Consider the following 12770-nt stretch of genomic DNA (forward strand, 5'->3'; position numbering starts at 1 on the left):
GATGCCGAGCAGAGAGCGTTTCTGCGTCAAGGTTAATCGTTTGATGTTCACCGTTTGTCACCACCCACGATAAAATTTTTCGCGCCGACTTGAACATCTTGAACGTTCACAGGCTGATCCGTATAGTTCACATAAATCGATGTCCCGTTGCTGTAACTTACTTTGACGACGCCAGGCTTTACCTGTGCGTGCTCCGTGATCGTTTCACCCTGCAGACCTGCAAGCACTTTGTTCAGCTTGCCATACAATTCCGCCGCGCTCCCCAGCCAATCCGAGTAATGCGTCGAGAACAACGACTCGTAAGTGGTCAACTTCAGCTTGGACGATGACTCGTACGACCAGAAGAAATGCGGTGCGGCACCGTATTCCAGCGAATGGAGAAGATGATACGACAAGTCCTGTTCATCATCCAGGTTGATCGGCGCACCGGCGTAATTCTTGTAACCGTGGACGACCATCTCGTAGAACGGAACGACCTCATCCTCAATGCTGAATGCGCTGGAACCCATCGGAACATTCACCAGCTGATCGGCATACTTCAAGGCGTACTCGTTCCCCCCGGTCAGCATCACGTTCGGATAACTCTTTTCGATTTTGCCGAGCTGATCGGTCACGATATTTTTGGCGACGTCCCTGAACACGACGCGATTGACGCGATAATCGGCCGTAAGCGTATCGCCCATGTCGCGAAGCGCGACCGAATCCATCTTGTACTTCTTATAGCTGTCGACAAAATGGTCCACGAAGTAAGGCAGCTTCGCCGGCGACAATAGATAAAAGGAACCCCATTCGGTGTTCATCGCGTTAAGCGCGCGGTCGAATGGCTGCAGCAGGGCTTGCTCTCTCGTCACGAAGCGGGCTGCGTCCGAAGCCGGTTTGAAGTCATGGTTCTCGCGCAGCACATGCTGAAACGCGACGTCGGGATACAAGTTGCCGCCCATGTCCTTCAGTTGAGCCTCAAGATTGGAGAGCTCTGATTTACTTCCCAATTCGCTGTCGAGCTTGACGGTCTCCGGAATCTTATGGTCGATTCCTTCATTAAACCAGCCGACGTAGCGCATCTGAACGTTGGACACGCCGGCGTTCTTGATATCCTTGGCGATTTGGCTCGCTTGGTCGATCGTCGTCATCGGCATGAGACCTTTGTAAGGCACGCCGAGGAATGATTTGCGTTTGTCCACTGCGCCGAGCAGATCGACATAGAATGGCAGCTGATCTTGCGCTTTCAGTGGCTGCAGCACGCCTTCCTTCACCAGATTGTTCCGGTACAGCGCTGCCATGCCCGAGTAAGACGCTTGGTCGCCTGAAAGGAAGTTGTACCGGAGCTGGATGTCGCCCGCGAAGCGATCTTCGGTCAGCAGCTGGAATTCGTCTACTTTATTGCCTTTGTACAGCTCGAGCTCGTCTTCGCCGCGAATGGCGAAGCTGGCGTAGGCACTGTTGTAGGAATTTTTGCGTCCGCTGATGTCCGCGTTAATGCTGGCGATGCCCTCGCCTTTCTCGATCGTTGCAAACCACGCCTCATCGCCGGCTTTCATGCCGAACACCGGCAGCCGCGCGGCCTCGACGATCTGCCCGCGCCGCCTCGAATTATCGTTCTGGTCGTCGCCGTACACCCGCTGGACGTAGACCTCTTCGCCGACTTTGCCATTATTCAAGTTGATTAAGCTGCCGGAACCGTCGGGAACGAGCATGTAGCCTTGTTCATCCTGGCTTGCTGCCCCGAAGAAGTCGAGCAGCTCGACGGAACGGATCTGGTAGCCTTTGCTCTCCTGGATGTCCTTCACCGGAACATGCACGAGCAGCGAATCGCCGGAGAGCTGGTATTCGATCGGTATCGTGAAGTTCGGCTTCGTTTGCGCGCTGCCGCCGGACATGCCGTTCTCGTCGTTGTCTGCTTTCAAATCGTCCGCCGTGTACCCGGCTTTGGCGAAGGCATCGAGCACCCGCTTCAGCACGAGCGCTCTCGATACTTCCGTATCCAGCCGTTCCAGTACGTTCGGATCGCTGTCAAGCGGATAATACCTATTCGATACGTAAGCGGCCAACTTATCGTCTAATTTGCTCAGCACTTTCTCTTCGAACCGTTTCTTGCTGATCCGCTTCGGCAGCGCATCGATCCCGAGCGACGTATCCCCGATCGTATACGTAATCCGAACGCCGTTCTCAATCCCTTCCGCCTTGAACTGCTTCCGCTGGATGCTGTCCGTAAAATTGGTGATTGCATTAAGCGTTCCGATTGAATCGCGATAGTTGAGCGTTACTTGTGCGGCCAAGCGGTCCTTCTCGAATGGCGATGCCTTGGCATCCGAGCCGATATCCCCCGGATTGCTATGCCACGCCTTGCCGCTTGCCCGGTTAAGGACGGCGATTTCGGTCGTTTCCGGATTCATGTAGAGCGCAAGCGCATCCGTCTGTGCAACAAGCTTCATGCCAGGTACGGCTTTGCTGCTGTCCTTCATATATTTCAGTTCGGTCGTCGCAGCAGGCTTCATGTCCGATTGTGCGAAAGCAGCTATGTCGGCGGAAGGGGCGCCTCTCGTATACAAGCTATAGGCGAAAGCCCCAATGCCCACAATCCCGATACAGGCCAGCGCCGCATACCATTTTGTTCGTCTTTTCAAGGGTGCGGCCTCCTTTAGGTCCGGAATATGATTTCACGGTAAACGTCGTAGATGAACCAGTAAAGCTGCGAACCGAGACTGAACGCCAAGGTGGCGATAAAGACGACGAACCCCATGGCGACGACGGTCAGCACCATCGTCAGCACCGTCTTGGCCGGCGTATATTGGTGGACGGTCATAATCCCCACGAATAGCAGGACGAGAAACCATATGCTTGAAATGCTATTCAACAAATAATAGAAAGCCGTCTCCTCCTGCGTCATGAACCGGCTGATGAACGTCATCGGCAGATTGATGAGCACGATTGGCAGCAGCGCGTATCCGGCCGCCATCACGATTTCTTTGAACTTGCCTTCTCCTTCCATCAGCGTCGTGATCGACCAGTTGGCGATGCAGAACAACAAGAATGGGAGAATCGTGAATTCCAAATCGTCCAGGCTGTTCAACGAGCGCGGATCGACCATGTTGACGAGAAAGCCGGCAAATTGCTTTTGCAAAATTGTCGTCAGAATGAGCGCGAGTACGATCAGCAGCGCAACTTTCAATTTGCCCTTGCTCTCGTACTTCATGTCCCAGAATCCGTCGAATGGACGCACGATAAGATGGAGCGGAAATTTAAGAAAGTCCTGCTTCATGTTTCACAGCCCTCCTTCTGATGACTAGTCTTGCAACGCGATAAGCGATAAACGCGATGATGAGGGCTAGCACGACGGTCATGAACGTGCCGAATTGTTCCTTCAGCACTTCCCGGCGATAGCGCTTGTAAGCGACGGAAAAGTTTTTGCGGCTCATGCCCAGCTTGAAATATTCCATCGCCTTCTCGTTGTTCTTCTGCATCAGAAGCGATTTGCCGATGCCGAGGTAAGCGATTTCATAGTTTGTGTTCAAGCGAAGCACATCGCTCCATATGGTGACGGCGACATCGTCGTTGCCGTTATAGTGCTCCGTCGTAGCCTGCCCAACGAGGGTTCCGAACTTCGTCGGACGGAAGATGACGATGTTCTTCTTGCCGCTGTCCAGCACCGCAAGCTTATCGCCGATCTTCTCGACAGCGACCGGTGTATTGAAAACCCCGAGCTGGTTGCCCCGGCCGCCGAAGGCGTACAGCAAATCGCCTTCATCGTTGTACGTGAACAGACGCGCGCGGTTGGAATCGAGTGCTACATACATGCCGCCGCCCAGCACCTTGATGTCGGTGAACTTGGACGGACCTGAATTGTTCCCGAACATCCGGAAGCGGATATCGCCCTTGACATCCCAGTAGCCGAGACGCTTCAGAACGTCGTCGCCGGACGGATTCAGACGCTTGATCGGCGTGCTGGATGTGATGTCAACCGCGGTCGCATACACGAAACCTTTGCTGTCGATGTCGACATTCGAGAATTCGGTCGGGATGAACAGCTGCATCTGCGCCTTCTGTGCCTTGGTGGACAACGACTTCCATAACCGATCCCATACGGTGGGCGACACATTGATCGTGCCGACATAGCCCATGAAATTGTTCTTGTCATCGAATTGCATAATGCCTTCAAATACGCCGCGAGCGATGACGAACACGCGATCTGCCGAATCGACCGTCACTTTAAGCGGCACGAACTTGAAACCCGCGGGTAAAATATCCGATTTCGGATTCGCGATAATGCGAATCAAATCGCCCTTCTCCGATAGCACCACGACGCGGCCATTGTCGGTGTCCGCCACGTACAATTCATTCTTGTCGGAGACGAACAGCCCCTGCGGTGCCGCGAATCCGTCCTCTTTGCCATTATTCGTGAACGTCTTGATGATGTGGTTAACATGCATATCTGCATCCAACACAATGATCCGTGCGTTGCCGCTGTCCAGGATATACGTGGTATTGTTCGGCGTGACATACATGTCGCTCGGTTCTTTGAAGTCGCCGACCCCCAAGCTTGCGCCCGTAATCGCGGTATCCGGCACGTACGGAGCTGGCAGCGGCGATGAATCGCCGTAATAATCGTACGTGTAAGCTTCATATGGCGTAGCTGCCGATGCAGCCGGAATGCCGATCGAAGCGACCAGCGATATGATGGCGACCAGCAGCAAAACTCTCTTCAATTGCACGCTTCCACCTCCCCTAGTCCTTCATGCCGGATGTCGTCATCGTTTCGATAATGCGACTTTGCGAGACGACGAACAAGGCAATCGGCACGCTCATCAGAATGAGCGCAACGGCCGAGCCGACACCTGCGCGCGCAATGCCGCCGAATATAATCTGGTTCGAAGCATAATGAAGCGTCTTCAGCTGCTCGCTATAGATGAAGCCATTGCCGTCCGTTCCCCAGAGCATCTGGAAGAGAAGGATGACCAAGGTCAGCCATGCAGGCTTCACGTTCGGCATGACGATTTGCCAGAAGATCCGGTATTCGTTAGCGCCGTCGATCTTGGCCGACTCCAGCAGCGCGTCTGGAATTTGCTCCATGAATTGTTTCATGAGATACAGTCCCAGAGAGAATGCGAATGCCGGAACGATAACAGCCCAGTACGTATCGATGAGCCCAATCCAGGACATCACCATGTAGTTCGGAATCGCCGTTACTTGAGGCGTGAACATCAGAGAGAGTACGACGACGGTGAAGATGAGCTTCGATCCGGGAAACTTGTGTTTCGCGAGCGGATATGCCGCTGCCGAAGCCAGCAGAACGTGACCGACCACGCCCATCCCGGTAATGAAGAAGGTGTTGAAAATATAACGGGAGAACGGAACCCACGATTGTCCGAGCAACGTCATCAGATCGATGAAATTGCTCGTCGTCGGATGCCTAACGAAGAGCGTAGGCGGGAAAAGGAAGATTTCGTCGAGCGGCTTGAACGCCGCGTTGATCGCATAGACGAGCGGCAGTGCCATGAAAGCGGCGACGGCAGCCAGAAACACGAACATCCAGAACGTTCCGGCAAACGAACGGTTCACTCGTTTCTTGCGAATGGGAATCGCTACCCTCATCGTTTATTCCCCCACCCTCCTGAGAAGTCGCTGCACGACCAGGTTCGTTCCTACCATCAAGGTGAACAACACGGTCGCGATCGCGGAAGCGTAGCCCATCTCGAATCGGATCGTTCCGAAGTCGATCAAGTGCGTTACAATGGTTTCGGCCGCGTAGTTGACGCTCGGGAAACCGGCCAAGTAGATAGACACGTCCGCGATAGCCAAGGATGAGGTGATCTGGATGACGGCGCCGAACATCAGCTGCGGCTTCATCGAAGGAAGCGTAATGTACCATAGCTCCTGCCAGCGGTTCTTGATGCCGTCGACCGCGCCTGCTTCATACAGCGTTTTGTCTACGGTTTGGAGACCTGCGATGAAGGCGAGGAAGCCTGTTCCAAGACTGAGCCAGAGCTGAACAAGGATGATGATCGGCATAATGTATTGCTCTGTCTTCAGCCACTGAATCGGGTCCAGCAGGACGCCCATCTTGATCAGGAAACCGTTCGCGATGCCGTAGCGGTCTCCCGAGAAGATCATCTGCCAGAGGAAGTAAACGTTCCCCGAGATGGAAGGCGCGTAGAAGATCAGCGTCATGACCGCGCGCAGCTTCGGACGAAGATCGTTGATGATCCAGGCGAAGACGAAGCAAGCCATATAGCTGAGCGGTCCGGTAATGACCGCGAACAGGATGGTGTTCTTGATGGCGATCAAGAACACGTCGTCTTCCAAGAAAAGCCGGGAGTAGTTCTGCCACCCGATGAAGCGCGGGAATTCAAGCATGTTGAAGTAGGTAAAGCTGATGATGACAGACATGACTACGGGCAGCACGGTGAAGACGGCAAACAGCAGCATGTAAGGCGACATGAGGATATAAGAATGCTTCTGCGCCTTGATTTCCTTCCATTTGATTTCCCACCAACTTGTCGTTTTTACGGCTGGCTTCCCGGCGGCTACCGTCACTGATGTTTGACTCGGTGTATCGATCGTTGACACGTGGATCCCTCCTTATTCCGGCAGGCCGAATTCTTTGCGCTTCGCTTTGATTTCGTCTTGAATGTACCCGGTATAATCCATAATCGATTCGCGCGCTTCCGTATTCTTCTCGACGACCACTTTCAAGAACGCATTCTGCAGATGACGTCCGGTGAAGTAGCCGCCAGGCACTTCGGGAACGCCTCTGACGTATTCGAACTGTGCTTTGAGGTTATCGTAATCGGCTACTGGCCAAGGTAAGCTGTCTAGCGCTTTGATGTTCGCCGTCGGATACCGCGCGGAAGCTCCCATCAGCGCTTCCATCTCCCGGCCGAAATTGGTTTGGGTCTTCTCGCTCGTCCACCATTTCATGAATTGCCAAGACGAATCTTTGTCCTTCGCGCTGCTCAGCATCAGTGTGCCGTTACCCGTGCTCGGCGTATCTCTGCGTATGGTGCCGTCTTGCTGCTTCGTGCCCGGAATCGGCGCGAAGCCCCACATGCCGCGAATTTCCGGCGCGAATACGGTGAGCTGATTGTACGTGGTGTAATCCACGATGCCGATCGGCATTTCGCCGGTGCGGAACCGGTTCGCGAAGTCGAATTCGCGCTCCAGCTTGTAGTCGCTGTACAGATCCGTCCACGTTTTGAACGTTTCGACGCCAATTTTCGAATCCAGATCGGACTCTTTGCCGCCATTGCGGTAAAATTGACCGCCGTTCTGCATGAGCAGCGAGCCGTAGATCGAGTTCGGCGGGATGTTCTGGCCAGGGACCGGCACCGATGTCTGCGGTACCGTAATTGGCATGCCGAATTGCATCCGGTTCTTGCTCAGGACGGTGAGCAGCTTATAAACGTCGTCCCAGGTTTGCGGGACTTCTAGCCCCAGCTCCGCCAGCACGTCCTTGCGGTAGAAGAGCATATTGAAGGTTTGCGTCTCGGGCAGCGCGTATACGCCCTTCTCGTACGTGTAGGGAACAAGCGCGCTGTCGCGGAACCGCTTCGCCACTTCTTGATAATCGGGGAACTGCGACAAGTCGGCAGCCGCACCGCGCATCGCGTAGTTGACCGGAATGTCGTTGCTGATCTGCATCGCGATGTCAGGGCCGCGGCCGGCTAATGTTGCCGGAAGCAAAGTGTTCATCTGCACAAGCTTCAAACTCACATTGATCCCCGTCTGCGGCGTGAACGTTTCGTCAATCATCGCCTTCAGCGTGTTCGCTTGGTCGCGGCCGCTGCCAATCCAGACGGTTATCGACTTCTGGTTCTTCGCATCCGAATCGTTGCCGATTTGGTTATAATCGATTACGAAGGAGTACGCGAACGTCGACAGCTCATGCTTCAGCTTGGAGAAGAAGCCTTCTCCGGACGAAGGGAATTTCTTGTCCGGCGAAGCGATGTAAATCGCATCGAGCTGAAGCGGCATCTCGATCGCCTTCTGCAGCCATGTTCCGAGTCCGCCGGTGTTGCTCTTGAATGCGGCAAGGCGACGCGGAATTGTATCGGGATTCTTGACCAATTCTTTCAGCTGCAGCGACATCGTCTTCAGCAAGGCTTCGGAATCGCTGCTTCCGCCCGACAGCCGCTTCAGTTCAATGCTGACGGCCGTAAGTCGGTCGCTCTCCGATTGGAACGTTTCCAGCATCTTCGGCACTTGTTTGTCCAAACGGTAGTCGCGGTATTTATCCGGTGATGCGCCTGTAATCATGATGATCTTGCGATACATGGCATTGAGATTGTACAGGCTCTCTTTCACTTCGCGAATTAACGGAGCGAATTCGCCGAGCGTATCTTCCACGCGAATGATATTCTTGCCCTTCTCGAGCTTGAACAGGTACGGCTCGTCGCCGCCCATAACGTCGATGCGGTAACCGTTCTTGTAGCGGAACGGTATTTGCTCGGCTTCTTTGAATGGAACCTCGCCGTTAATCAGGAGGCGGCGCGTCGAGTATAAGCCGCGTACGAATTCCTGCTTGGATTTCATGGCGATTTTATAAAGCCCCGTTTCCGGCACATCGACTTCCCACTCGATCCACTGCCCCGGCAGACGCCAGTTATAGCCGCCGATGGTATTGACCCGAATGAGCTTTGGACTGTAAGGCGTAACCGAGGAGGTGGAACGCTCCGTCTGCGGATACAGCGTCGGCGACGACTTCGCGACGGCCGCTTCGCCTTCAACGGTAACTAGCTGACTGTCCGCCTTCTTCAGTCCGGCTTTCTCGTACTGCTTGAGCGTTGCTTCATAAGGCGCAGGCTGTTGCTGCTGATACAGCTTCAGCTGATGGATGACCATCGGCTCTCGCTGCGAGACGAACGTAAGCGTGTGATGGCCGGCGCTTAGGTAGAACTTGAACGGATCGGCGTAGTAGCCGTCCGAATCTTCGAGCAGCGCTTCGCGCCATGCCGGCTTCTCGATTTGCTCCGGACGCAGGTCGTTGCCCAAATTATCCTGCTTCACATGATCCAGCTCGTTGTCCCACACGCGATCGAATTGCAGGTATGATGCTTCCGTGAACGGAACGACGCCGTCAATTTGCAGCGAACGCTCGATGCTCGAGCTCTTGCCCGCAATCGGGTAATATTGAAGCGCAATGTTGAAAAAGCCCTCTTGTGCCACGTCGACGTCCCAGGATACGCTGCCTTGCTCGCCGGTTTTGAGCGACGTGCCCGTCTTGCCTTCATAATCATTAAGCTTCTCGAAGCCATTGCCTTCCGTCTTGGTAAAGCTTGCGGCATCCAAGACAATCTCCTGATTGGCGAATCCGGTGTTCTCATGCTTCGTCAGATACTCGGCATAATCACCGCGGCCATTCTGAAGAGTTGACCAGGTGCCTTCGGCAAACGCCGATTGGCCTCCTGCGGCTGCCGTGCCGTCATTGCCGGATCGGGTCCATACGACGAGCAGTACAACCGCGATGACGACGTATGCCGCCGTCATTCCCCATTTCTTAAGCAGTTTTCTACCTTTCAATGTTAGCCCTCCTATGCGGCGGCTTGTTCTGCGGATTACGCATCCCGCTGACGAAAGCGCACTCGCGTACCATCGTCCAAATGCAACATAACGAACCTATTTATATACCAAACAGATTATCCTAATGTTTGATATTTGTTATCCGATTTATTTGCTGATTGTTATGCTTAATTTGCATAAAAAAGGAGGGTTGTACCGGCACATCCGGTCTCCCCTCCCTTCAATACCAGCAAGTGTCAATAAATTATTTCAATTTATCAAGTGCGGCTTGTGCAGGTGCTTTATACTTCTCTACCGTTGCGGTAACGGATTGGTTCTTCTTGATGATATCATCCAAGACCGAGAACCAAGGGTAGTCGGCAACGCCTTCTTCAAGCGAGATACGGCCGGTATTGTTGATGTGCTGAAGCGCCATATCGATGTCCGCTTGGTTTTTGAAGAGGGCTTCCAGACCGTTTTGGCCGAGGTACTCTTCCGTTGAAGGCACGTCTTGCAGTTCTTCATAAATTTGATAAACCGTTTGCGGATCTTTTACGCCTTTCGGAATGACCCAGCCATTCTGAGCCGTGTTCGCGTAGGTGTATTTGCCATCGCCGCTTGGACCTTGAGGATTCGGTACGACGCCGACTTCGAACGGCAGACCGCCGACGTTCCAGTCGAAGTTCGAGGACATCGCGACGTCGCCGTCTTTGAACGTGGACGTTTCGTCCCAGCTGTTTTTGTCGCCTTTTTTCACTTTCACGACGTTTTCTTTGTTGTACAGCCGGTTGATGAATTCCAAGGTTTCGATCATTTTCGGATCTGTGAAGCCGACGGTCAGGTCGTCGTTGACGAACAGCGCACCGTTCGTTGCGCCGAAGTCGCGAGCCGCGCCTGGCGCCCAGTCCGAGAAGCCCCATGTATCCGGCTTGCCATCGTTATTCGTATCCGTCGTCGCTTGCTTCGCGACTTCAAGGAATTTATCCCAGTTCCATTCTCCGTTAGCATAAAGCTCTTGCGGATCAGGCAAGCCTAGTTTCTTGAACAGATCGCGGTTGTAGAACATGCCTACTGTCGATACGCCTTTGCCGCCGAAGAAGTATTCGTCGCCAAGAAGCTGCGGAAGCTTGACGGTATGTTCTTGTTCGTTGTTGATATCGCTGGTTGCTTGTGTGTATTCGCTGAGAGGAAGGATTAAGCCTTGTTTGATTGGGGCAAGCGCGCGCTTGAACTCAAGGATGGAGATGTCGGCCATTGGGGTTCCGGAGAGTGCGGCCGTCGTGAACTTATCCATGTATTTATCGAACGGGATGTTGTCGTATTTGATTTTGACGTTGTATTTCTTCTCGACTTCGTGGAGCTTATCGAGCGATTTCTTGGAATCGGCCGTGTCGCCCTTTGGCGTTCCGTCCCACCATGCGGAGATATGAATTTCTCGCCCGCCAAGATCGACTGGAGCAGGTGCGGCATCGTTTGTCGCTGCCGCGTTATTGCCGGAAGCGTCGTTGCCGGTCGTTGCATTGTTTGCTGCCGCGTCATTGCCGGTTGTCGCATTCGTGGACGCGTTGTTGGCAGGTTGATTGCCCGCCGTGTTACCGCCTGAGTTGTTACTGCTGCTTCCACAAGCCGTTAACGTAAGCATCGTTGCCGCAAGTAAAATTGTAAGTGCTTTCATATTTTTCATTTGCAAAACAACCTCCCGCTTTTTAGTGAGCAATACTTGTTTGCTCCGGCAAGGTCCACCGGTTTCCGAGATGTTTTTATTCGCTTCTCTTCTTCGTAACCGTTTTCATTCTTTGCTTTAACGTACCCCCATCACCACCGGTTTGCGAAGTGTTAGTTGATTACATGCCAATAATAGCATCGACAGCCAAAATCAGTCAATTTATTTTTTTGCAAGTTTCACAACATTTTTGCAACTTTATTTCTCTTTTGTTTTCGTTTTGTTATTTTTTTAGGTCTATTGGAGCCTTGTCTACGCACAAAAAAAAAGAGCCCTGCATCTCATCGTTGGCATTTGCAGCTTTATCTACAAACGAAACGAGAAGGCCGAGACTCCTGGAACAATCCGTGTTTTATCCAATAGGATGGTCAAGTATGGACTGAGAGAGGGAAAAGTGAGTGTAATTCAGTCATATGATGAAGAAAACCGAAAACAAAAAGAAGCAATAACAACAAAATTTTAACAAAACTTTAGGCTGGCACCTCAAGCTATCAAGCTTCCGCATCGGCTTCCTCTCGCTCAACTTCGCCGTTCAACAGGTAGGCATAGTTCTCCCGGAGGATAACGTCCGCATAAATCAGTTTTTTCTCATGCGCGGTTTCCGGATTCTGGATGCGCCATAGCATCTGATCCACTGCACGCATGCCGAGCAGCTCCTTATTCACGTTCACTGTCGCGAGAATCGGATGGGAATGGCAGGTGTTGTCGAAGCCGGTTACCGCGACCTGAGCAGGCACTTCGATCCCCAGCCCGTACAGATGATCGATGAAGAACTGCGCATGGACGTCATGCACGCATACATAAACTTCCGGCAGGTCAACCGGTCGGTATTGCTTGAACAAGAGGAAGATATCCTGCGCTTCGGGGCCGATCAGCACTGGATCCTGCTGCAGTTCGATCTGGCAGCTCTCCAGCGTGGAACGGAACGCAAGCCAACGGTCAAAATAGCTTTGGGCATCCTTGATGTTACCGACAAACTGAAATTTGCGGTAGCCTTTGCTGATTAGCTTCATCATCATCTGCTGTATGCTGTTGAAATTATCCGTGAAGATCGTATCGCATGCAAACACGGGATCGCTATGGTCGACCATGACGACCGGAATGTCCATTTGCTTGATTTTGAGCAAAATTTGCGTCGAGACGGTTCCGATCGTAATAATGCCTTGGATCGCTTCCGGATTGAGCAGCTTGAAGACATTATCGTCGGAAGGCTCCGTTATGGTAATGATATCAAGGCCGCGCTGACGAAGGCGCGAGGATACTCCTTCGAATACTGGCCCCCAATAGATATGCTCCCGATTCTGATACCGCAAGTTCGGAAACATGACCACGATCGTGCCGTCCCACTTGATCTCTTCGATTTCTTGCAGCTCGCTCGTGAAGCGCTGCTGAGGTTGTTCGTTGTTCTTGAAGTAACCCAATTGGCCGGCGACACGCAAAATTTTCTCCCTCGTTTGGGCGCTCACGCCACTCTTCCCTGACAATGCACGAGAAACAGCGAACTTGGATACACCTGCTAAATCGGCGATTTCTTGAATTCTCACTTTTCCTCTCA

General features: G+C 52.9%; 8 protein-coding genes. All 8 read right to left on the reverse strand.

The window, feature by feature from the left end:
- Positions 1–47: 47 nt before the first annotated feature.
- The 8 genes from A8990_RS08710 to A8990_RS08745 all read right to left on the reverse strand — a co-directional run bounded on the left by A8990_RS08710 (position 48) and on the right by A8990_RS08745 (position 12759).
- On the reverse strand, positions 48–2624 hold the full coding sequence (locus A8990_RS08710; RefSeq protein WP_116188634.1) for a DUF5696 domain-containing protein: 2577 nt from the start codon (positions 2622–2624) through the stop codon (positions 48–50).
- 14 nt (positions 2625–2638) lie between these two features.
- On the reverse strand, positions 2639–3259 hold the full coding sequence (locus A8990_RS08715; RefSeq protein WP_116188635.1) for a Yip1 family protein: 621 nt from the start codon (positions 3257–3259) through the stop codon (positions 2639–2641).
- On the reverse strand, positions 3240–4709 hold the full coding sequence (locus tag A8990_RS08720; protein ID WP_116188636.1) for an NHL repeat-containing protein: 1470 nt from the start codon (positions 4707–4709) through the stop codon (positions 3240–3242). The genes A8990_RS08715 and A8990_RS08720 overlap by 20 nt, the downstream gene beginning before the upstream one ends.
- A gap of 13 nt (positions 4710–4722) precedes the next feature.
- Positions 4723–5589 (reverse strand): carbohydrate ABC transporter permease, encoded by an 867-nt coding sequence (locus tag A8990_RS08725; protein WP_116188637.1) that lies wholly within the window; start codon positions 5587–5589, stop codon positions 4723–4725.
- Positions 5590–5592: 3 nt separating this feature from the next.
- Complete coding sequence (locus tag A8990_RS08730; RefSeq protein ID WP_245995922.1) at positions 5593–6480, reverse strand: carbohydrate ABC transporter permease; 888 nt, start codon at positions 6478–6480, stop codon at positions 5593–5595.
- 96 nt (positions 6481–6576) lie between these two features.
- Positions 6577–9480, reverse strand: coding sequence for an extracellular solute-binding protein (locus A8990_RS08735; protein ID WP_116188798.1), 2904 nt, complete (start codon positions 9478–9480; stop codon positions 6577–6579).
- A 277-nt stretch (positions 9481–9757) separates the two neighbouring features.
- Positions 9758–11176: an ABC transporter substrate-binding protein gene (locus tag A8990_RS08740; protein ID WP_116188638.1), complete on the reverse strand. Its 1419-nt coding sequence runs from the start codon at positions 11174–11176 to the stop codon at positions 9758–9760.
- Between the two features lie 530 nt (positions 11177–11706).
- Positions 11707–12759, reverse strand: a complete 1053-nt coding sequence (locus tag A8990_RS08745) for a LacI family DNA-binding transcriptional regulator (protein WP_342772808.1) — start codon at positions 12757–12759, stop codon at positions 11707–11709.
- Positions 12760–12770 lie beyond the last annotated feature (11 nt).

The sequence above is a fragment of the Paenibacillus taihuensis genome (genome assembly GCF_003386535.1).
GTDB classification, from domain to species: domain Bacteria; phylum Bacillota; class Bacilli; order Paenibacillales; family Paenibacillaceae; genus Paenibacillus_Z; species Paenibacillus_Z taihuensis.